Genomic DNA, 21,559 nt, shown 5'->3' with positions numbered 1-21,559 from the left:
GCGGGACGGCCAAATGCATCGCTCGCCTCCGTCGTCAATGATGTCATCGTAACGGTCTAGTTCTGCCGCCCAATCAGGCCGCGTGCGATTACCTGGGCCTGAATCTCCGCCGCGCCTTCAAAGATCGACAGGATGCGGGCATCGCATAGCACGCGGCTGATCGGATATTCCATTGCGTAGCCGTTGCCGCCATGAACCTGCAACGCGCTGTCGGCGTTGGCGAAGGCGACACGGGCGGCCAGCAGCTTTGCCATGCCGGCTTCGATGTCGCAGCGTTGGCCGCTGTCCTTCTGGCGTGCCGCGAAATAGGTGAGCTGGCGCGCCATCATCGTTTCGGTCGCCATCCATGCGATCTTGCCGCTGACACGCGGAAACGCGATGATCGCCTGGCCGAACTGGTTGCGTTCGGTGGCATAGCCGATGCCCAGTTCCAGGGCGTTCTGGGCCACGCCCAAAGCGCGAGCGCCGGTCTGGATGCGGGCACTCTCGAACGTTTCCATCAACTGCTTGAAGCCCTGGCCTTCGACGCCCCCGAGCAGACCGGAAACCGGTACACGGAAATCATCGAAGCCGATCTCGTACTCCTTCATGCCGCGATAGCCCAGGACAGGAATTTCCGTGCCTGTCATGCCGGGCGCGGGGAACGGGTCGGCGTCAGTGCCGCGCGGTTTGGGGGCCAGCAGCATCGACAGTCCCCGGTAGCCGGCCGCGTCCGGATCGGTGCGCACAAGTAATGTCATCAGGTCGGACCGGGCGCCATGGGTGATCCAGGTCTTGGCGCCGGTGACGCGATAGACGTCGCCGTCGCGCACCGCGCGGGTGCGCAGGCTGCCGAGGTCGGAGCCTGTATTCGGTTCGGTGAACACCGCGGTCGGCAGCACGGCGCCCGACGCGATGCCAGGCAGCCACTGGGCTTTTTGCGCGTCGGTTCCAGCCAGCCCCACCAGTTCCGCGGCAATTTCCGACCGCGTGCCGAGCGAACCGACACCGATGTAGCCGCCGCTTAAAGCTTCGGACACGACGCACATGGCGATCTTGCCGAGGCCAGAGCCGCCATGGTCCTCGCTGACGGTCAGGCCGAAGACGCCCATATCGGCCAACTGCCGCACGACAGGGATCGGGATCAACTCGTCGCGCTGGTGCCAGCCTTGCGCGTGGGGTGCGATCTCGGCCTCCGCATAGCGCAGGAACTGGTCGCGGATGGCCGCGATCGTCTCGTCGGCGATGCCGACATTGCCGAAGTTTTTCAGCGCCGCCGCCGCGACGATGTGCTGGCGCGCTGCGGCCAATGCAGCGGGATCGCTCAACTCGGCGAGCACAGGATCATGCAGGAAATTCCACAGAGCGTTGGTGCTGATGCCCACGTCGCCGGGCCGGATCATCTCGGTCTGGCTGATGGGTATGCCGCCGCCGAGTTGCGCGAGATATTCGGCGAAGCCGAGCCGCAGCATCGCCGCCTCGACCGTCGTCATGACGTTCGCATCACGCAGTCCACGTGCCCAGATCAGCGTTTGACGCAGCGCCTCGACGTAGGTGGCTTGCCAGGCGAAGCCATGTGCGGCCAATTGGTGCGCGTCCAGCAGGGCGGGATCAATCCGGCCGTCTCGGAGCAGTAATGATGCCACGGCCTGACGCGCATGGGCGAGCAATTGTTCAGCGAGTGCCTGGCCTTTTTCGCACAGAGTGATCAGGGGGTCGATGTCCTGCATCAGGCGTCCTTTCGCGAGCGTTGTGGTCCGGCGACCACGCCCGCATCGTGCAACCGAGCATATTCCGTTGACGGCAGGCCGAGAATTTCGGTCAGCACCGCCTCGGTATGCTCGCCCAGCCGCGGTGCGCCGGCGGGCGGCAGGCGACCGGCCACGCCGAAATTCAATGGCTGCGTGTTGACCATCAGCTTGCCGACGCCGGCCTGCTCCACGTCGCCGAACATCGTGTTGGCTGCCGAACATTCAGGATCGTCCCGCACCAACTGGCGAAAATCCTGATAGGGGCCCCACAGGACGCCGCTGCCTTCAAACGCAACGCCGATCTCGGCCAGGGTGTGGCGGGCGAACCATGGCTCCAGCACGGCGGCGATTGCATGACGGGCCTGGAACCGGCCGCCTTCGGTGTTGAGGTCGACCTGCATCATCGGCCCGATCATGGCGATCCGTTCCGCCAGGCCGGTGGCCTTGCCGATGGCACGCCACTGGCGGTTCGAAATGGCGGCAAGCATGATGCGGCGGCCGTCGGCGGTGGCGAAATCACGCCCGAACGCGCCGTAGAGCGCGTTGCCGAGCGGCGGCCGGACGGCGTCGTTGACCTGGACGTCGGCAACGTAGCCCAGGTTGGAGACTGTCGCCAGCATCACGTCGGACAGGGCGAGCGTAACTTCCTGACCGTGGCCGGTTGCTCGGCGCGCGCGTTCGGCGGCGAGGAAGCCGGTCGAAAGATAGAGCGCGGCCGCTACGTCCCAGGCCGGCAGGACGTGGTTGACGGGATCATCCCCGGTGCCGGTCGTAAGCGGAAAACCGCTAGCGCAGTTCACGGTGTAGTCGATCGCGGCTCCGCCGGCCGGGGTGCCGGTCAGCCGCATCATGATCAGATCGGGGCGGTAGGCGGACAGTTTCTGGTAGCTCATCCACCCGGAGGCTGGCAGGTTGGTCAACAGGTTGCCGCCGCCGGCGCCTGGCGCACAGATCAGAGCGCGGGCGAGTTCCTGCCCTTGCGGCGTATTCAGCGCCAGCGCGACGGAGCGTTTGGCCTTGTTCAGACTGGCCCAGTAGAGGCTGGTGCCGTCGGGCGCAAGCGGCCAGCGGCCAATATCGATGTTGCCGCCGATCGGATCAATGCGAATGACATCGGCGCCGAGCTGCGCCAACGTCATGCCGCCAAGCGGTGCCGCGATGAAGGCGGAGACCTCGATGACGCGGATGTCGCCGAGCAGGTGTGCCACGAGGATTAGCGCTCCGGAATCGCCGCGCTTTTGACGGCGTCTGGATTGATGGTGGCATAGGCGTCGGTCGGCATGTTGTGCACTCCCGTCGGTAAGGCTCCAGCGTGGACCACTTGCCGGCACACAGGCAAGCAGGTGAACCGGTGCCTGGCGCGAGTCCGCGGCCCGCGCGGTGAAGGTGATCGGCACGGCGGCGGTGCGATCGGTCGCCAGACGACGATCAAACAGGTGGAACGGGTCGGCGATCCCTCATGGATTGACGACAGCGACAGCCTCGATCTCGATCATGAAATCGGGACCGGCCAGGCGGGTGACGCCGACAGTCGTGCTGGTTGGGGTCGCCACGCCGAGATAACGCATGCGCACATCGCCGCACTTCTGGAATTCATCGAAGTCGGTCACGAACGTGTTGGTCTTGACGACATCGGCCCATGTCGCGCCGGCGGCCCGGAGGCATCGGTCGAGGTTCTGGAATGTCTGTTCCATCTGGGCGCGCATATCGCCTTTGCCGACGCAATTGCCGTCGATGTCGCGGGCTAGTTGGCCGGCGGTATAGACGATCTTGCCGGTGCCGCTGATCGTCACGACGTGCGAATAGGACGGCTGCCCGTCGGACAGCCTGACATTCATTCCCTCCGGCTGAAACCGTTCAATTTCAAGAGTCATCCCCGCCTCCCGGTTGTGTTCATCTGCTGGCGCGGCGCCTGGCAGGACCGCGCGAGAGATGCAGGCAGGATGACAGGTTATGGTGCCGTTCGCCATCGGCGGCCAGCCTGCCGCGGCCCGAGACGCGCCATCAGTAGCTCGGCCTATTGGGAAATGGCGTGAGCTGAAGCTCGTGTGTCCAGCACGATCTGTCCTGGGTGTGCAGGTAGTAGAACGCCTCGGCGATCTTGACCGGATTGATCACGCTGTCGGGTTGCTGCCGAGCCTTCGGGAGTGTGCGGGTTCCGGGCGAGTCGATGGTGCCGTCGATCACCACGTTGGCGACGTGCACGCCGAACTCGGAGTACTCCTCGGTGAGCACCTGCGCCAGGGTGCGCATCATAACCCTGGGATAGTAGAGCGACTCTCCGGTCTTTCGCTTGGTCCCGCGCAGCGATTTTGAGTTGTTAGAAAAGAAGAACGAGCCGGCGCCTTTCTTCCGCATCGCCGGCAGCACTTCCTTGGCGACGAGGAAGGGTCCACGGCTGGCGATGTGCTGCGCGGTGTCGAACATCTCCACCGGGATGTGTTCGAGCAGTTCTTTCTCGGGCGGAAGATCACGGCCTTCCAGGTAACCGGCGTTGTAGACCAGAACGTCTGGATCGCCGGCTTCGCGACGGATGGTGGCGAACGCTGCCGCGATGGAGTCTTGTGAAACAAGATCCAGTTCCACGATCATGCAGTCTCCGCCTTGCGCCTGGATGGCATCCGCCAGCGCTGACGCATTGGCCTTGGTGCGGGTTGTCAGCGCGACGAAGAAACCCTGTTGCGCGAACTTCTGGGCGATGGCGCCGCCGACGCCCCAGCGCGCGCCGACCGGAATGTCGCTGTCGTCCAGGGTCCGGCCGTGCGCCAGCCTGGTGTTGCGGCCATCCGATTGCCATTTGGAGGTGGCGCCGACTATGACAGCGACTGGCTTGTGTTTGGGGTTGGAAGTGTGGGCCATGTGAAATCGTTTCCCTCTTCCTTGCAGCGTTTATGCGTATGTTTCGCATCGGGTGGGCGGTGAGGCAGGTCAGGCTGCTCGGTCCCAGCCCCACCAGGTGCAGAGCGCGTCGCCCATGATAAGGCTTCTGTCCTGCTCGCTGAGCCACGGCAATTCGTGCGTGAACATCGTTACGCATTGGCGCCAGGAGCAGGGCATCTTCGTGATATCGGTGCCCCAGAACATGCGGTGCGGACCGAACGCGTCGTAGATCTGTCGCAGGTAGGCGTGCATCGCTGGAAACGGATAGGCTTCGCTGGAATAGCCTGGTGCGCCGGTCGCCTTGACCGCCACATTGGGGAATTTCGCCAACGCCAGAAGCGCCGGCATGTGGGTCATGGCGGCGGCGTCCTTCAGCGTGGTCAGGCCGCCTCGGCCGCCCAGGTGATCGATCGTCAACCGAAGTCCAGGGTGGCGCTGCGCGATCCGGCCAAGATCCGTCAGCGAATCCGTCGCCAGCGCGGCGACGGGAACGTTGGCTTTTTCCGCTTCCGCCCAAAGCCAGTCGATGGTGCCGTCGTGCAGCCACTGGCGCGGTGGATCGTGCAGGAAGGTGTAGCGCAGGCCGAGCATGCCTGGTTGATCTCGCCAAGTCGCAATGCGCGCCTGGGAGTTTGGTTGATCGAGCGGCAGCGAACCCATGATCGCGAACCGGCCGGGGTAGGTGCGGACCGCCGCGAATGCCATGTCGGTCGAACCTGGGTCCCAGCCCGGCGGATGAATGACGGCGGCCTCGACGCCGGCTTCGTCCATCAGGGGGATGGCTTCCCGCGGGGTGAAGTGTGTCACCTGCCGGTGCGAGAGGTTGCTTGGCAAACCGGTTCCCCAGAGGTGGATCTGGGCGTCGATGATTTGCATCGCGTTCTCTCCCTTCGTTTGCGCATTGGGCGGATTACCCAGAACGCTTCGGGCGGGATGGTAGCGACAATATTTTTGGGTGTCAGCTACCACCGCTGCTGAGGGGTGCCGCCGCGCGATCAATAACCGATACCGCCCAAAATCGTGCGCCAGGACCTTGAGGTTCACGCGAATCAATGAATTTACTGCATCACCCTGTGCGGCTTTGCAGGCATTATACAGGGCGCTTGGCTGCCCACTTCGTCAGCACAGAACACGAAAGTTAGTGTCATATCCTCGGCATGAAGGTGGAGGACGTGTTCAAGCAGAACCATCGATTATGGGTGCGGCTGCGCGAGAAGGGCGGCAAGGCGCACGCCATGCCGTGCCACCATAACCTTGAAACCTATCTCAGCGCCAATATAGACGCTGCTAGCCTCAGTGAAGTCCATTATTGTGTTCTATGAGCGACTAGAGGTTGAGAGCCCAGTCATGGTCTTCATGCCACAATTTGATGGATTACATCCCTTGCCGATATCGTAAGCATAATTTTTCAGGTGTCAGCACGACGGGGTTTCGCTAAAACATCCTGCATCCGGCATTCGGAAATTCCGTGACGCAATGTGGCCGGTGTCGGCAATATGCTTCGCCACGAGTATGAGCGTACTGCGCCAGACGTGCTTTGGAGCGTCGCACGCCAGGACTTGCCCACCCTGGAGAAGGTGTGCCGCGAGGAATTGGCCGCCGCCGATCCGCCCGAAGCGGAGAAGCCGTGATATGGAACTGACGCTACGACGTATCCTGGCAACCAAAACGGCGCCACCTCGTCATGCCAATGCAGGTCGCCCGCTACCGCAGCCGTGACCCCGGGTCCATCCCCAGCAATGCCCGGCCGCCGATCGGATACCACTCCGGTGCCACCGTCACCGTCTGCCCCACGACGTGCAGATCCCGCCAGCACTCCGCCAATCGGCTCTCGCGCTTGAACGATGTGCTGCCGCCGTGCCGATACACCAGGTCCATCGCCTCACGCGCGCAGTCGGCGGCATGGGTGGAGGCCAACCGGCAGCGCGCCCGCTGCTCAAGCGTGGTCTCCCCACCAGCCGCGATGGTGTTCCACAGCTCGGCGATCATCGCACCACGATAGACCCGCCCGGCGTTCAGGATCGCATCCGCCCGTCCGACGGCGTCCTGCACCTGCGGGCTCTCGCACAGCATTCCGGTCCGGCCACGCGGCGTCTTCTCGCAGGCGAGCGCGATCAGCGCATCGATCCCGGCACGCGCGATGCCGGTGATCACGGCGCTGTGGTGCGGCCCGACCCAGGCCTGGCTTGGCAAGGCGTAGGTGAGCCCCGGCCAGCGCGACCACTGGTTATCCAGCGGGACGCCAATGTGCGGCACGGTCCGCTGCTCCGGCAGGAAGACGTCCTGCACCGTCCAGTCGAAGCTGCCGGTACCGCGCAGCCCGGCCACGTCCCAGCTTCCCGGTATGACTTGCGCCTCCGCACGCGGAAAGACGCCTCGCCAGAACAGCGAGCCACCATCCGGGCGGCGACGCGGCTGGCCGTCGTCGAGGATCTGAAAACTCCCCAGCATCCAGGCGCTTTCCTGACATCCGCTGCCGAAGGTCCAGCGCCCGCTGACGCGGTAGCCGCCTTCAACCGGTACCGCTTGTCCGCCGCCCTGCACAGCGGTGCCGGCGATGACGGAAACCCCGTCCCCATGGATCTCGTGGACGCCCCCGTCCGGCAAGCCGAGCGTGACGAGTTGGGCAATGCCGTTGTTGGCGAGGTTCCAGCCGACCGAGCCAACGCCCTCGGCCAGCAGTTCCACGACGCGCAGGTAGGTCAGCGGGTCGGCCTGCAGGCCGCCCAGCGCACGCGGGATCACCATTCGATAGAAGCCGGCGGCGCGCAATTGCTCGACCAAGGCCGGCGGCAGGCGCTGCTCGCGCTCGATCTCGGCCTGATAGCGGCGGAGCACCGGCCGCAAGGCGGCGGCGGCCTGCACAACGGGTTGCGCGTCGATATCGGCGGGTAGGCGCGTCTCCTGGGTCATCGTGTCCATTGGTTCCTCCTGCTGCCGGTTTGGTCGCCGGGCCGGGCGGCCATTGCCGCCATGCGTCACGTTCCTCCCGCAAGGCTCGTACAGCAACATCCCAATCCGGTGTCCGTTAGCAAAATCTTAACCTAAGGCCGGCATACCGGCTTATTCCCCGTCGCCACCGGTGGCGGGTTGTTTGATTGCAGGAACGACCGGCCATGCGAACAGCCTTCCACAGCATCAACCGCCGCATTCTTCTGCTCCCCGTCATTTCCCTGATCGCGTTGGTCCTGGTCGGCGCCGTATCGGTCCATACCCTGAGCGATGTGACACTGAACGAGCACCAAGCCAGGGCGCGCGCCGTCACCGAGGCCGCGACGAAGATCGTCGACTCTTTCGAAGTCAGGGCCGCCAAGGGCGAAATGACCGAGGAAGCCGCCCAGACCGCCGCGCGGGCGGTGCTACGAGCCATCCGCTACGATGGCAACGAATATCTAAGCGTGCTTCGCACCGATGGCACGTTGTTGGTCAATGGATTGTTTCCCAACCGTGAGGGCGCCCAAAGCCTTGAAGATAAGGACGCCAATGGGACCTATTTTAGCCGGGAGAGGATCAATCAGGCGGCCGCGGGCGGCGGCTACGTCTATTATCTTTGGCCTCGGGCAAAGGGGACGCCGCCGGCACGCAAGGTCGCCTATGCCATGCAGTCCCAAGGCTGGAAGTGGGTCGTGTCGTCCGGCATTTATCTGGAAGAGGTCGACGCGACGGTTCGGAACAACATCCTCCACATCGGGGCTGTTGTCGCAGCGGTCGCTCTGCTGACCTTTGGCCTTGCTCTCTGGCTCGGCCGGCGCATCACCCGGCCGATCCTGACGCTGAAGGATGCCGTTCACCAGCTCGCCAGCGGCGACCTGTCTGTCACGGTGCCAGGGCAGGACCGGCGTGACGAGATCGGCACCATGGCGCAGGCCATTGCCGTGCTGCGGGAAAAATCGGCTGAAGCCGCGCACCTGGCGGTGGAGCAGGATCGCCTGAAAGCCGACGCGGCGCGGGAGCGGCAGACCGCGATGCGTAACATGGCGGATGGCTTCGAGGCCTCCGTCAAGAGCATGGTCGATGGCATGGCAACGGCGGCGGCTGGCATGGAGGCCTCGGCCGGGACCATGCATTCAGCCGCCGCGGCGGCTGACAGCGACACCATACAGGCCGCCACCGCGGCGGAGCAGACCAGCAGCAACGTCGCGACCGCCGCGGCCGCCACCGAGGAACTGTCCGCCTCCATTCATGAGATCTCCCGGCAGATCACTCAGTCCGCACAGGTCGCCTCCAGCGCCGTGGCCGAGGCCGGCAGGGCCAATGCGGCGATGACGGAACTGGCGGGCGCGGCGAGACGGGTCGGTGATATCGTTGGTCTGATCAGCGGCATTGCCGGGCAAACCAACCTGCTGGCGCTGAATGCCACGATCGAGGCGGCGCGTGCCGGGGAGGCCGGCAAGGGCTTCGCCGTGGTGGCGTCGGAGGTGAAGTCGCTCGCCACGCAGACCGCTCGCGCCACCGACGAGATCAACAGCACGGTCGGCAACATCCAGTCGATGACCGGGACGGCGCTGACCGCGATCCAGGCCATCAGTGACACCGTGACTCGCATGAGCGAGATCACCGCCACGGTCGCCGCGGCGGTCGAGGAGCAAGGTGCTGCGACGCAGGAGATTGCCCGCGGCGTGCAGCAGGCCGCCGACGGGACGCGCCAGGTATCGGGCAGTGTCGCCACGGCGCATCAGGCGGTGGCGGAAACCGGCACGGTCGCCGCCACGGTGCTGGCCGCGGCGGGTATGCTGACCGGCGAAGCGGCGCGGCTGAAGACCGAAGTGGGCGGCTTTCTGGCCGGGGTCCGGGCGGCTTGAAAGCGACACCGGCCAAAAGGTTGCTTTCCGACGATCCAGCAGGCTCGAAAGGCTCTTCCAGCCGCCGGCCAAGGTGCTAAACACGCGGTATGAGCTTGCCCGGACCGGGGACTGCCGCCGCCATGTATTCGAACAACCTGCCGCTGCGGGCCGGCACGCGCGGCTCGCCTTTGGCGCTGGTGCAGACGCGCGGATTCATCAGCCTTCTGTCCGACGCCTGCCAGGATCTGCGTGGCGCCGACCGGCTGGTGGAGCATGTCATCAACACCACCGGTGACGCGGTGCAGGACCGCCCGCTGGCGGATATCGGCGGCAAGGGATTGTTCGCCAAGGAAATCCATGAAGCCCTGCTGGACCGTCGCATCGACTTTGCGGTCCACAGCCTGAAGGATCTGGAAACCGAGTTGCCCCGCGGCATCGTCCTGGGCTGCGTGCTGCGGCGGGAGGATCCGCGTGATGTGCTGATCCTGGGGGAAGGGCTGGATGTTACCGACGATGCCGATCCGCTGTCGGGGTTGCCAGCGGGTGCGCTGGTGGGAACCGCCTCTGTCCGGCGTCAGGCGCAGTTGCTGCACGCCCGCCCCGACCTGCGCATGACGATCATCCGTGGCAACGTGCAGACCCGCCTGCGCAAGCTGCGGGACGGCGAATGCCAGGCCAGCCTGCTCGCCTTGGCCGGCCTGAACCGGCTGGAGATGCGGGTTTCCGGCGCCATCGCCCTGGACCCCGCCGTCATGCTTCCCGCCGCCGCGCAGGGGGTGGTGGGAATCACCCTGCGAGAGGAGGACACCGGCCTGCGCGATCTGTTGGCTATCATCGATGATCTCGAGTCGCGTGTTGCCGCCACCGCCGAACGGGCGATGCTGGCCGCGCTGGATGGCTCCTGCCGGACGCCGATCGGCGGCCATGCGACGCTGTTGCCGGACGGGCGTCTGATCTTGGCCGGACTGGTGGCGCGAGCTGACGGCGGTTTCCTGCTGAAACGCAGCCTTGGCGGCAGTCAATCGGATGCTGCCCGGATCGGCCACGAACTTGGCAAGAGCCTACGAGCCGATTCGCCCATGGATCTGTTTGGCTGACGCGCCGCCTGATGCAACCTGGTGCCGCCCTGACACGTTTTACCCACTCATGTTACAGGAACGTTCGGAATGAGAACACTGATCATCGCCTCGGTCACCGCCATAGCCCTGGCGGCAAGCGCGCCGGCGCCGGCCCACGCCGCGGGCTGCCTCAAGGGCGCCGTTGTTGGCGGGGTTGCCGGGCATCTGGCGCACCATGGCGTGCTGGGCGCGGTGGGCGGTTGTGCGGTCGGGCATCACATGGCCTCGAAGAAGCAGGCGGCGCAGCAGGCACAGTATCAGAATTCGAATCGGTAAATCTGCAACCGAAATGATATCTGGCTGCCGGCCGAGCTATTCGTGGACCAGGACCCAGTCGTTGATGAAGCTGGCTAGGCCGTTTGCATGAAAATCCCGCCTTAGCGCGGCCTCGTCGTAGTCCTGCCGGACCCAGTCCAGGAACGGCTTGCGGCCTTCCGCTTCGCGTTGGTACAGCAGGAAGAACGCGTCCAGGATGCCGGTTCTGGCCTGGCGGATATGGCCGAAGCGCAGGGATAGCTGACGCAGTGCGTCCACCGTGGTGCCGCCTTCGAACAGGATCATCAGGCCGGCCGCCAGCCCGGCGCGGTCGGCACCCGACTTGCAGTGGATGATCGCCGGAACCTGCATTGACCGGTAGAGGTCGTGCAGCCGCAGGATTCGTTCCCGCTGCGGCGCGCCGCGGCTTTCAAGCGCCATGTCGTGGAACGACAGCCCCAGCGTCCTGGCCATCTCCCGCGACAGCGCATCCGAGCCGCTTTGGGTCTTGCCGCGCAGGTTGATCAGCGTCCTGATGCCCAGGCGCCGGACCATCCGTCTCAGGCGGAGCGGGGTCGGGTGATTGCAGCGCCAGACGCGGTTGGGGACGACGGGCGCGAGATTGCTCCAGATCAGGCGAAACACTGCATGGTCGATGAAGAGGGAGTCGATCCAGGCCACTGTTCGGCCGCGGGCGGTGCTGAGGTCGCCCTTGAAGATGGAGTTCATGCGGGCGAGGCGGATTCTTTCATGGTGCACGCATATGGTCATGGGTTCCTGGCTGGTGCAACTGGACTTAGCCGGCGGCGCGATCGTCCTTTTCCGGCCGTAATCAATGCTGCCGGCTTCGCTCTAGCTAACGCCTAATCGCCTATGGATCGGCGGAAGGTCACCGTCGATGTGCGTCAGCCGGACACAGCCTTGATGCCTGCAACGTTCCGTCTGACGCTGCGTTGCCGGACCGGCCGGCGCCGCGTTTGAACGCCTTGTATTCGGTATGCCATTTTACGCTCGCTGGCGCACACGCTACCGACGGCAGGCAATCGTCCCTTGGCGCATCCGCTGGTACAATCGTTCCGTTTGTAACATCAGCGGCTGACTGTGGATGAACCGGTGTCAGCACCAGACGTTTGTGTCGGAGCGCGAATTCTCAACGCTTGCTTCGACTGACGCGGCTCTGGCGTGACAGGCGTCGTGGGCCCGCCGAGAATTGGTTCCACGGCGCCTGATGCTATCGCCAGGTTCGGCGCTTCGGCGGCAATCGCCGTTGGCGCGCATGATCCAGGACCGGATCATAATTCACCGAGGCGACAGGATCGCCCGTTGACGCCGACGCTTTCAACAGGCCGTGCGGACAGGGCGCACGCACGGCCACGGGTCCAAGCGGAACCAGCAGGCCGAACGGAAATCCGTTGCCAGTTGTCAGCATCAGGTTGATGGCGCCGAGCAGAATGAATGGCCAGAGGATGAACCGAAAACGGTAATCCGGCATCTGAGCGACTTCACAGGATCATGCGCTCGTCGCCAGCCGTCGCTTGGTCCTCGTTGTGTCGCTCCTGCCCTCGTTGTTCCTAATCCAGGCCGGTTTGCCACGGCTGGATCGATAACATGCGGGACTTCGGCACGCCTCGCCGGCTTTACACCCGACCCGAAATCAGTTGCTTACAGGTACGAAATTCGCGTTCGCCGGCAGTTACCTCTCAGCGAGCCCGCCACGCCCACCAGGGAGTCTCGGGCGGGCGCTCCGTACCATTCATCGTATGCGTGTCCTGCGGTTTTTCCGGGGTCTCCGGCGCCATCAAGGCCAGCGGCTCGTTCGGGCCTTGATTGCCGTGCACGGCGGCGACGACTTTCTTCAATGCGTCGCTTTGACCCAGATCATAAGCGCGGCGGATCATCGACTGCAGCGAAGCCTCGATTTCCGCGAGTTGGGGACTGGACAAATCAGATTTCCTTCTCTCAAAGCCTAGATAAACCGCGAGAGCGAACAACCAGTTTAGCCGCCTTTTCCCGTTCTGCAAGCGCGGCGTCACGCGTGCCGTGCGAACCGACAAAAAGCGATTCCACCGTGGGATCCGCGGTGCCGCGGAATCGTCATGCACCTTTGCCTGGCGCCCCACCACCCCAAAACCACATCGATCGCGATCACAGAAAACTTGAAGCCAAGGATGGTTGTTCGGCCAGCGCATGCGCCATGAACTCCAGCGCGCCGCGTACCCGCACGCGGTCGGCCGGTCCGCCGAGACACACGCGCACCGCTTCCGGCGGCGTATCGCCGGTGGTGAACGCGTCGCTGGCGACGATGCCGATCCCGGTCGCCCGCATGTGGCCGACGAACGCCGACCGGGTCCACGGCGCCGGCAGCGACAGCCACAGGTGAAACCCCGCAGGATCGGTGCGAAACGACGCGTTGGACAGGATCGAGGCAGCCAGCGCCTGGCGCTCCGCCGACTCGCGCCGCACCGCCGCCAGCAGCGCATCGCCGGTGCCGTCGGTGATCCATCTTGTGGCCAGCGCCACGGTCACCGGCGACGCCATCACCGTCGCCGCGCGAAGCGACGCGGCGAAGCTCCAGCCCGAGCGGTTGTCCGGGACGACCACGTAGGCGACACGCAAGCCGGCGCCGAGACATTTCGCCAGGCCGGCGATATGCCAGGTCAGTTCGGGCGCCAGCGCGGCGAACGCCGGCGGCCCATCAACCGGCAGCAAGCCGTAGGGATCGTCCTCAATGATCGGCACGCCGTACCGCCTGGCGACATCGGTCAATGCCAGCCGCCGCGGCGCGGTGATCGTGTGCGTCGTCGGGTTCAGCAGCGTCGGGTTCAGGTACAGCGCCTTCGGCGCCAGCCGCTGGCAGGCCGCGGCGAAGGCGTCCGCGTCGACGCCTTCCGCGTCCATCGGCAGCCCGACCAGAGACAACCCAAGCTGTCCGGCGATGGAGCGCGTGCCGGGGTAGGTGATCGCTTCGGACAGGATGACGTCCCCAGGACGCGCCAGCAGGCCCATGATGCCGAGCAGGGCGGGATGCGCGCCGGGAACGATGAAGACGCGGTCCTGCCGCGGCACCAGTCCGCGTCGGCTGAGCCAAGCCGAGGCGGCCTGCTTGTCGGCCGGCACGCCGCCGAAACCCTGGTAGCGCATCAGCAGCACCAGGTCCGAACTGATGGCTTCCAGCCCGTCTTGCATGCGGTCGAGCAGGTCGGGATCATCCGGCTCCGGCGGCAGGTTCATCGACAGGTCGACGATTTCCGGATGGCGCACCATCGGCTGGCGGCGGCGGGCAGCGGCTCTGACGAAGGTGCCTTGGCCGACGCGGGAGTCGATCAGGCCGCGCCGTTTGGCTTCGACATAGCCGCGGGCGACGGTGGTGAAGTCAATGCCCAGGACGCTCGCCAGTGCGCGTTGTGGCGGCAGCCGATCGGTCGGCGCCAGGCGCCCGCTGTCGATGTCGTTGGCGATGGCATCGGCGATCGCCAGATAACGCGGCGTGCCACGGCGGGACAGGTCGGGTATCCAGTCGGTCATGGTCTCGAAAACCTTTCGCGGTTCGGCATGGCCGCTCGATTGACTGTATATTGTTGCATGACGGTTTTCCAGCCGGTTTTTGACGGTGGCGCCATCCGAGGCGCCTCCGCCGCAATTCAGGGCATGAATTGGCTGACGAAGCGGCGCGGGTCTTATGGAACCGAGAAAATCACTCGTTCGCGAGCACGATCTGAGCGTCTGGACCAGCGTTTGCGTATGATTTACGCTTCTGCCTATAGGCACAGGCTAAAACTTCATCAAACTTCCGATCAATTGACCGCATATTGACTGTCCACCTGACGGTATTTCTGACGATCCGTTTCCCGTCAATTTGGCACGCGGGTTGCTAGTTCTCCCCCGCCACCCAATCACAGGAAGTCAGCCATGCCAGCCGTCAACGCCCCCGCTCACAAAAAAGGCGACAGTTTCGTCGACTACGAGGAGAAAGTCTTCGAGGACGTCAAGGCCGATCCTGGCGAGAAAGCCCTGGTCACCTTCCACACCGTCGCCTTCGAAGGTTCCATTGGACTGGTGAACCTGCTCCAGGCGGTGCGCCTGCAGCGCAAGGGCTACGAGACATCCATCCTGCTGTATGGCCCCGGCGTCACCCTGGGCGTGCAGCGCGGCTTTCCCAAGATTGGCGACGAGGCCTTCCCCGGCGCGCAGAACTTCAACAACCAGATCAAGCGCTTCATGGACGAGGGCGGCAAGGTCTACTGCTGCCGCTTCTCGCTGCAGGCGCTGTATGGCCATGGCGAACCATCGCTGATCGAGGGTATCCGCCCGATCAATCCGCTCGACGTGCTGGATCTCACGCTGATCCACAAGAAGGCCAACGCCGTGATCCTCGATACCTGGACGGTCTAACCCCTGGGTTGATCGCATGGTTCGCGCGCTCGGAACGGTCCGCTCAACGTGATCACGCTCTGGTCTTTGATCGCGTGATTAACCCGCTTTGAACGGCCCGCTCAGCGCGATCACACGCTAAAGCCCAACCACCGCGCGGAGGCATTTCAACATGGGCAAGACCATCAGGGCCGCCGCCGCGCAGCTCTCGCCCGACCTGATCAACGCCGGTGGCACACTGACGAAGGTACTGAATGCCATCGCGGAGGCGGCCGCGAAGGGTGTCCAACTGATCGTCTTCCCGGAGACCTTTGTCCCCTGGTATCCGTATTTCTCATTCGTCCATCCGCCGGTCTCCACCGGCAAGGAGCACCTCAGGCTGTATGAACATGCCGTCGTCGTGCCAGGCCCGGTCACCGAGGCGGTCGGCGCCGCGGCCCGCCGTCACGGCATGGTCGTGGTGCTGGGTGTCAATGAACGCGACCACGGCACGCTGTACAATGCCCAGCTTGTGTTCGACGCCGACGGCACGCTGAAGCTGGTTCGCCGCAAGATCACGCCGACCTTCCACGAGCGGATGATCTGGGGCCAGGGCGACGGCAGCGGCCTGAAGGTGGTGGACACCGCCGCCGGCCGTGTCGGCGCGCTGGCCTGCTGGGAGCACTACAACCCGCTCGCCCGCTACGCCCTGATGGCGCAGCATGAGGAGATCCACGCGGCGCAGTTCCCCGGATCATTGGTCGGGCCGATCTTCGCCGACCAGATGGAGGTCACCATCCGCCACCACGCGCTGGAAAGCGGCTGCTTCGTGGTCAACGCCACCGGCTGGCTGAGCGACGACCAGAAGACCGCCATCGCGCCGGATGCGAAGCTGCACAAGGCGCTGTCCGGCGGCTGCTTCACCGCGATCATCTCGCCCGAAGGCAGCCATCTCGCCCCGCCTTTGACCGAAGGCGAGGGGCTGCTGATCGCCGATCTGGACATCGGCCTGATCACCAAGCGCAAGCGGATGATGGACAGCGTCGGCCACTACGCCCGTTCCGAACTGCTGCGCCTGTGGCTTGATGACCGCCCCGCTCCGGCGATGCTGACCCCGACGATGCAGACGTCTTCGTTTCCCGCCGACCCGCTTCCAGCCAGCGCTTTTCCCCCTGGCCCTTTTCCCCCTGGCCCTTTTCCCATTGGGAGTAGCCATGATGACCCCGCTGATCTCGACGGAACGCCTGATCAACGCGCTGCAGACCCACGGCGTGCGGCTGGCTGATCCGAAAGCCGGGCTGGCCAGCCGCCGCGGCGGTGCCGGCCCATCCGACCACAAGGCCATCACCCTCGACGGCATGACCGTGATGGTGCCGGTGCACACCGCGCCCGCGTTCGAAAGCCCCTATGTAGCCGAGGCCCCCGACGACGCCGGCAACAGCCGCATCCTGCGCGACAACGTCGCTGTCGGTGCGATCAGCTTCCCGAAGCGGCCGCGATTCTACGACCTGAGCACGGCGGACGGCATCCCATACCCGAAGATCGCCGTGCTGCACGGCCGCGATGTGCTGGCGACCACCGTCCTGCAGACCTGCGTCCGCTACCAGAGCCGGACCAAGACCTGCCAGTTCTGCGCCATCGGCCAGTCCCTCGCCGGCGGCCGGACCATCGAGCGCAAGACGCCGGCGCAGCTCGCCGAGGTCGCCCGCGCGGCGGTGGAGCTGGACAGCGTCAGGCACATGGTCCTGACCACCGGCACGCCGCCTGGCCGCGACCGCGGCGCCGCCATCCTGACCGAGAGCGCCACCGCCATCAAGGCCGCCGTCGACCTGCCCATCCAGGCGCAGTGCGAGCCGCCGGACGAGGATGCCTGGTTCACCCGCATGCACGACGCCGGCATCGACACGCTGGGCCTGCACCTGGAGGCAGTGACCCCTTCGGTGCGCGCCCGGATCATGCCCGGCAAGGCGCAGGTGCCGCTGAGCCGTTATTTCGACGCGTTCGCCGCCGCAATTGCCATCTTCGGCCGCGGTCAGGTGTCCACCTACATCCTTGCCGGTCTGGGCGACACGCCGGATGCCATCCTGACCATGAGTGAAAGACTGATCGGCCTGGGCGTCTATCCTTTCGTCGTGCCGTTCGTGCCGATCTCCGGCACGCCGCTGGAAAGCCATCCGGCGCCGACGCCGGCCTTCATGGACGAAATCTTGCGCCCGCTGTCGGCCATGCTGCGCGAGGCTAACCTGCTCGCCGCCGACATCAAGGCCGGCTGCGGCAAATGCGGCGCCTGCTCCGCCTTGTCGACGTATGAACGCAGGCCGGCAGCATGATGGTCTTCGAAACCATCCCGCCTTTCCTGGCCTGCGAATTCCGCGTCAAGTTTGCCACCGCCGCCTGGGAACGCCGACGGGCGGCCGCTCTGCGCCGGCAGGTATTCTGCCAGGAGCAGGGGATTTTTCCGGACGACGACCGCGACGCGATCGACGATGCCGCCATTCCGCTGGTCGCGCTGTCTTCCCTCGGCATCATGCACGAGGACGTCGTCGGCACCGTGCGGATCCACGAAGCTGAACCAACCGTGTGGTGGGGATCGCGGCTAGCGGTTTCACGGCCGTATCGAAAGACCGGCGCCATCGGCACGTCGCTGATCCGCCTCGCGGTCGGCGCCGCCCACGCGCGCGGCTGCCAGCGGTTCCTGGCGCATGTGCAAAGCCAGAACGCGCCGCTGTTCCACGTCTTGCATTGGGCAACGCTGGACGAAACCACTGTCCACGGGCATCCGCATCATTTCATGCAGGCCGACCTCGGCTGGTATCCGCCATTGGCGACCCCCGAAATTGGCTTCCTGTCGCATCTGAAGCAGGCCGCCTGATGCCGAGCCTGGCGCCGATTGCGGACAGCTTGCGCGCCAGCCGGGGCATCGCCGCCAAAGCCGATATCGCCAGCGTGGCGCGACGCCTCGGCCTGACCGGCGGCGGCCCATCCGGTCGCGACGCGATCATGGTCGGCGACGATTGCGCCGCGATTGCCGACGGCGACGGCTACCTGCTGCTCGCCATCGAGGGTTTCATCAACCGGTTCGTCGCCGCCGACCCCTGGTTCGCCGGCTGGTGCGGCGTCATGGTCAACGTGTCCGACGTCGCCGCCATGGGCGGCCGGCCAATCGCCGTGGTCGACGCCATCTGGTCCGCCGGGGAGGCCGAAGCCGACCCGATCCTGGCCGGCCTGCGCGCCGCCGCCAGCAGCTTCGGCGTGCCCCTGGTGGGCGGCCACACCAACCAGCGCAGCAACCGCCCGCAGTTGTCGGTCGCCATCCTGGGGCGGGCGAAGCGGCTGCTGACGTCTTTCGATGCGAAGCCGGGCCAGCGCCTGCTGGCCGCCATCGACCTGCGCGGACGCTATCGCGAACCATTCCCGAACTGGGAAGCCGCCACCGATGCGCCAGCCCAGCGGCTGCGCGAAGACATCGAGATCCTTCCGGCGATCGCCGAGGCCGGCCTGTCGCCCGCCGCCAAGGATATCAGCCAGGGCGGGATCATCGGCACCGCCATGATGCTGGCGGAATGTTCGTTCGTCGGGATGGCCATCGACCTTGCGGCGATTCCCCGCCCGGACGGCGTGCCGCTCGAGCGCTGGTTGCAGACCTTCCCCAGCTTCGGTTTCTTGCTGGCGGTCGCACCTGGCAATGTGGCCGCCGTGCTGGCTCGGTTCACCGCGCGCGGCATCGCCGCCGCCGACATCGGCGGCGTGACCGGCGACCACGCCGTGCGGGTTGGCCTTGGCGCCGAGACTGAAACTATCTGGGATTTTTCGAAATCACCGCTGATCGGCTGCGGCCATGCCTGAACTTCGCTTCACCCTGCGTTGGCCCGATGGCACGCGAGAAACCTGCTATTCGCCATCCACCATCATCTGCGACCATCTTGCGCCCGGCACCGCATACAGGCTGGCCGACTTCGTCGCGGTCAGCCGCACCGCGCTGACCGCCGCCAGTGAGCGGGTCCGCGCCCGCTACGGCAGTCCCTGCGGCCTCGCGCTCGGCCAGCTTGCCCGTATCGAGGCCACCGCCGCCCGCTTCGCCGGACAGCCCGATGCCCATGTCCTGTTCGAATCGTTTACGGAGTGACGGCATGACCGAACACCGCCACGTCAGCGTCGCCGTCATCGGCGGCAGCCAGGCCGGCCTGTCCATCAGCCACTACCTGTCGAAACATGACATCGATCACGTCGTGCTGGAGAAGCACCGCGTCGGACATGCCTGGCGCACCCAGCGCTGGGACAGCTTCTGCCTGGTGACCCCAAACTGGCAATGCAAGCTGCCGGGCTACGACTATCCCGGCAACGAACCCGACGGCTTCATGCCGCGCGACGACATCGTTGCCTATGTGGAAGACTACGCCCGCCGCATCGATGCCCCTGTCCGCGAAGGCGTCGGCGTCACCCGCCTAACACAAGGTGACAAGGGGTTCCGCCTGGAAACCGCCGATGACACCTACGCCGCCGACGCCGTCGTGCTGGCCGTCGGCGGCTACCACCAGCCGAACATCCCACGCCTGGCGGAGCGGCTGCCCGCCACGATCACCCAGCTTCACTCCTCCACCTACCGCAACAGCCGCCAGCTTCCCCCCGGCGAGGTGCTGGTCGTCGGCAGTGGCCAGTCCGGCTGCCAGATCGCCGAGGACCTGCACCTGGATGGCCGCAAGGTCCACCTCGTGGTCGGCGGCGCACCGCGTTGCCCCCGCGGCTACCGCGGCCGCGATGCGGTGGACTGGCTGGCCGACCTCGGCCAGTACGACCTGCCGGTGGACCAGCACCCGCTGCGAGAGAAGGTGCGCAGGAAGGCCAACCACTACCTGACCGGCCGCGACGGCGGGCACGACATCGATCTGCGCAAGTTCGCCCTGGACGGCATGCGGCTGTACGGCCGCCTGACGGATGTCGCAGACGGCCGCCTGCGGTTCGCCAACGATCTGGAAAAGAACCTCGACGCCGCCGACAACAGCTACAACAACATTTGCGCGACGATCGACAAATACATTGATCGTGAGAACATCAGCGCACTGCCGGGCCACCGCTATACAGCGGCCTGGTATCCTGAATGGCCCGTCACCGAACTCGACCCGCTCGCCCAGGGCATCACCGCGATCATCTGGTGCACCGGGTTCCGCGGCGACTGGTCCTGGATTGACTTGCCGATCTTCGACGGTTCCGGCTATCCCACCCATACCCGCGGCGTCACCGCCATTCCCGGTGTCTACGTGCTGGGGCTGCCCTGGCTCTACACCTGGGGCTCTGGCCGCTTCGGCGGCGTCGGTCGTGACGCGGCATTCCTCGCGGAGCGGATCGTCGATTGGCTCGCCCCGGCGCGGGAGCTTGTCGCCACCGAAAGTTGACTCGCCGCCAGAAGCTGAACTGGCTGCTGTTGCAACCCTGTCACCGGTGTCGCGCTGTTTCGAGGCATTGATGAGGAACAGACGGAATGCGCGGCGCCGAACCGGTCAACAACGAATTCGAGGTTGGCTTCAACCAGACCTTTGAAGTGGGCTGGTATCGCGTCGAACTTGCCGGCCGCGTGATCATGATTATTTTCGTTACCTGCGCGCTGCTTGGCCTGCTCGGCCGCGGACCATACAGTCATGCTTCCAAGTCGTCTCCATCCCGCGAGATCAGCGTCGATTACGAACCGATCGCGCGCCACGGCACCTCCACCATGGTCACGGTGCATTTGAAAACGCCGAGCGACGCGGCGCATCCGGTTCGGCTGCTGGTGGACCAGCATATGATCGAGCCGATGGGGTATCAGCATGCGACGCCGTTGCCCGAGCATGCCAGCATCGGCGACGCGGGCGTCTGGCTCACGTTCAACGAGCGCGCTGATCAGCACGACGCGCTGGTGCGCTTTGATCTGTCGCCCACGGCTCTCGGTTTCATCCCGATGCAGGTTTCCGACGGCAGCAACACCGTAAAATGGACCATGTTGGTGGTGCCATAGCATGCAACTTGTTCTGCGCGCCGCCATTGCCTACTGGCTTCTGCTGTTCTCCGTCCGCCTGATCGGCCGGCGTAGCGCCAGCCAGATGGCGCCGTTCGATCTTGTCATCCTGTTCATGACCGCAGGCATCAGCATCGCCCCGGTGCTGGGGGACGACCACAGCATGGTCGGCGCCTTCAGCGCCCTGTGCACGATCGGGCTGATGCATATCCTGGCTTCCTGGCTGAAGATGCATTTCGACTGGTTCGGCCGCATCGTCGACGGCACCCCGGTCGTGGTGTTCGAGAACGGGCAATTCAACAGCCGCCGCATGACCGTCCTGCGCCTGACCCAACAGGACATAATGACGGCCGCCCGTCAGCGCGGGTTGATGCGCCTGGATCAGGTGCGCTATGCGGTAGCCGAACGTGACGGGAAGATCTCGATCGTGGAGGAACACAAGGCGTGAGC

General features: G+C 65.3%; 23 protein-coding genes. 13 read left to right on the top strand and 10 right to left on the bottom strand.

What is annotated here, in order from left to right; genetic code table 11:
- Positions 1-56 precede the first annotated feature (56 nt).
- From ACQY4S_RS16150 to ACQY4S_RS16130, 5 genes are all read right to left on the bottom strand, one after another.
- Positions 57-1,709: an acyl-CoA dehydrogenase family protein gene (locus tag ACQY4S_RS16150; protein ID WP_428486205.1), complete on the bottom strand. Its 1,653-nt coding sequence runs from the start codon at positions 1,707-1,709 to the stop codon at positions 57-59.
- Positions 1,709-2,938, bottom strand: coding sequence for a CoA transferase (locus ACQY4S_RS16145; protein ID WP_428486204.1), 1,230 nt, complete (start codon positions 2,936-2,938; stop codon positions 1,709-1,711). The genes ACQY4S_RS16150 and ACQY4S_RS16145 overlap by 1 nt, the downstream gene beginning before the upstream one ends.
- A 249-nt stretch (positions 2,939-3,187) precedes the next feature.
- Positions 3,188-3,604, bottom strand: a complete 417-nt coding sequence (locus ACQY4S_RS16140) for a RidA family protein (protein WP_428486203.1) — start codon at positions 3,602-3,604, stop codon at positions 3,188-3,190.
- A gap of 130 nt (positions 3,605-3,734) precedes the next feature.
- Positions 3,735-4,589, bottom strand: coding sequence for an SDR family oxidoreductase (locus ACQY4S_RS16135; protein ID WP_428486202.1), 855 nt, complete (start codon positions 4,587-4,589; stop codon positions 3,735-3,737).
- 69 nt (positions 4,590-4,658) lie between these two features.
- A complete protein-coding gene (locus tag ACQY4S_RS16130; RefSeq protein ID WP_428486201.1) occupies positions 4,659-5,486 on the bottom strand; it encodes an amidohydrolase family protein in 828 nt (275 codons plus the stop codon).
- A gap of 602 nt (positions 5,487-6,088) precedes the next feature.
- On the opposite strand from ACQY4S_RS16130, the gene ACQY4S_RS16125 reads away from it, so the two are divergent.
- The gene (locus tag ACQY4S_RS16125; protein ID WP_428486200.1) at positions 6,089-6,241 is read left to right on the top strand and encodes a HepT-like ribonuclease domain-containing protein; all 153 of its coding nucleotides are present in this window, start codon (positions 6,089-6,091) and stop codon (positions 6,239-6,241) included.
- A gap of 73 nt (positions 6,242-6,314) precedes the next feature.
- Here the strand turns inward: ACQY4S_RS16125 and ACQY4S_RS16120 are convergent, their stop codons facing one another.
- Entirely contained in the window at positions 6,315-7,532 is a 1,218-nt protein-coding gene (locus tag ACQY4S_RS16120) for an acyl-CoA dehydrogenase family protein (protein ID WP_428486199.1), read from the bottom strand.
- A 194-nt stretch (positions 7,533-7,726) separates the two neighbouring features.
- Between ACQY4S_RS16120 and ACQY4S_RS16115 the strand changes: the two genes are divergently transcribed.
- The 3 genes from ACQY4S_RS16115 to ACQY4S_RS16105 all read left to right on the top strand — a co-directional run bounded on the left by ACQY4S_RS16115 (position 7,727) and on the right by ACQY4S_RS16105 (position 10,788).
- Entirely contained in the window at positions 7,727-9,412 is a 1,686-nt protein-coding gene (locus ACQY4S_RS16115) for a methyl-accepting chemotaxis protein (protein WP_428486198.1), read from the top strand.
- An 89-nt stretch (positions 9,413-9,501) separates the two neighbouring features.
- Entirely contained in the window at positions 9,502-10,491 is a 990-nt protein-coding gene (hemC, locus tag ACQY4S_RS16110; RefSeq protein ID WP_428486197.1) for a hydroxymethylbilane synthase, read from the top strand.
- Positions 10,492-10,560: 69 nt separating this feature from the next.
- Entirely contained in the window at positions 10,561-10,788 is a 228-nt protein-coding gene (locus tag ACQY4S_RS16105) for a hypothetical protein (protein ID WP_428486196.1), read from the top strand.
- Between the two features lie 36 nt (positions 10,789-10,824).
- Here the strand turns inward: ACQY4S_RS16105 and ACQY4S_RS16100 are convergent, their stop codons facing one another.
- From ACQY4S_RS16100 to ACQY4S_RS16085, 4 genes are all read right to left on the bottom strand, one after another.
- Positions 10,825-11,487 (bottom strand): protein tyrosine phosphatase, encoded by a 663-nt coding sequence (locus ACQY4S_RS16100; protein ID WP_428486293.1) that lies wholly within the window; start codon positions 11,485-11,487, stop codon positions 10,825-10,827.
- A gap of 511 nt (positions 11,488-11,998) precedes the next feature.
- On the bottom strand, positions 11,999-12,259 hold the full coding sequence (locus ACQY4S_RS16095; protein ID WP_428486195.1) for a hypothetical protein: 261 nt from the start codon (positions 12,257-12,259) through the stop codon (positions 11,999-12,001).
- A 208-nt stretch (positions 12,260-12,467) separates the two neighbouring features.
- A complete protein-coding gene (locus ACQY4S_RS16090) occupies positions 12,468-12,710 on the bottom strand; it encodes a hypothetical protein (RefSeq protein WP_428486194.1) in 243 nt (80 codons plus the stop codon).
- A gap of 202 nt (positions 12,711-12,912) precedes the next feature.
- Positions 12,913-14,292: a PLP-dependent aminotransferase family protein gene (locus tag ACQY4S_RS16085; RefSeq protein ID WP_428486193.1), complete on the bottom strand. Its 1,380-nt coding sequence runs from the start codon at positions 14,290-14,292 to the stop codon at positions 12,913-12,915.
- Positions 14,293-14,676: 384 nt separating this feature from the next.
- Between ACQY4S_RS16085 and ACQY4S_RS16080 the strand changes: the two genes are divergently transcribed.
- From ACQY4S_RS16080 to ACQY4S_RS16040, 9 genes are all read left to right on the top strand, one after another.
- Entirely contained in the window at positions 14,677-15,159 is a 483-nt protein-coding gene (locus tag ACQY4S_RS16080) for an MSMEG_0572/Sll0783 family nitrogen starvation response protein (protein ID WP_428486192.1), read from the top strand.
- A gap of 151 nt (positions 15,160-15,310) precedes the next feature.
- Positions 15,311-16,402 (top strand): Nit6803 family nitrilase, encoded by a 1,092-nt coding sequence (locus ACQY4S_RS16075; protein ID WP_428486191.1) that lies wholly within the window; start codon positions 15,311-15,313, stop codon positions 16,400-16,402.
- Positions 16,335-17,447: an MSMEG_0568 family radical SAM protein gene (locus ACQY4S_RS16070; protein ID WP_428486292.1), complete on the top strand. Its 1,113-nt coding sequence runs from the start codon at positions 16,335-16,337 to the stop codon at positions 17,445-17,447. Before ACQY4S_RS16075 ends, ACQY4S_RS16070 begins: the two co-directional genes overlap by 68 nt.
- A complete protein-coding gene (locus tag ACQY4S_RS16065) occupies positions 17,444-17,989 on the top strand; it encodes an MSMEG_0567/Sll0786 family nitrogen starvation N-acetyltransferase (RefSeq protein ID WP_428486190.1) in 546 nt (181 codons plus the stop codon). The genes ACQY4S_RS16070 and ACQY4S_RS16065 overlap by 4 nt, the downstream gene beginning before the upstream one ends.
- Entirely contained in the window at positions 17,989-18,963 is a 975-nt protein-coding gene (locus tag ACQY4S_RS16060; RefSeq protein WP_428486189.1) for a sll0787 family AIR synthase-like protein, read from the top strand. The genes ACQY4S_RS16065 and ACQY4S_RS16060 overlap by 1 nt, the downstream gene beginning before the upstream one ends.
- A complete protein-coding gene (locus ACQY4S_RS16055; protein ID WP_428486188.1) occupies positions 18,956-19,243 on the top strand; it encodes an MSMEG_0570 family nitrogen starvation response protein in 288 nt (95 codons plus the stop codon). The genes ACQY4S_RS16060 and ACQY4S_RS16055 overlap by 8 nt, the downstream gene beginning before the upstream one ends.
- Positions 19,244-19,247: 4 nt before the next feature.
- Positions 19,248-20,510, top strand: coding sequence for an MSMEG_0569 family flavin-dependent oxidoreductase (locus ACQY4S_RS16050; RefSeq protein WP_428486187.1), 1,263 nt, complete (start codon positions 19,248-19,250; stop codon positions 20,508-20,510).
- A gap of 86 nt (positions 20,511-20,596) precedes the next feature.
- The gene (locus ACQY4S_RS16045) at positions 20,597-21,109 is read left to right on the top strand and encodes a hypothetical protein (RefSeq protein WP_428486186.1); all 513 of its coding nucleotides are present in this window, start codon (positions 20,597-20,599) and stop codon (positions 21,107-21,109) included.
- 1 nt (position 21,110) lies between these two features.
- Complete coding sequence (locus tag ACQY4S_RS16040; RefSeq protein ID WP_428486185.1) at positions 21,111-21,557, top strand: DUF421 domain-containing protein; 447 nt, start codon at positions 21,111-21,113, stop codon at positions 21,555-21,557.
- Positions 21,558-21,559 lie beyond the last annotated feature (2 nt).

The sequence above is a fragment of the Rhodopila sp. genome (assembly GCF_965276935.1).
GTDB lineage: Bacteria > Pseudomonadota > Alphaproteobacteria > Acetobacterales > Acetobacteraceae > Rhodopila.
The sequence above is the reverse complement of the archived record's forward strand: the minus strand, read 5'-3'. Positions and strand labels throughout refer to the sequence as shown.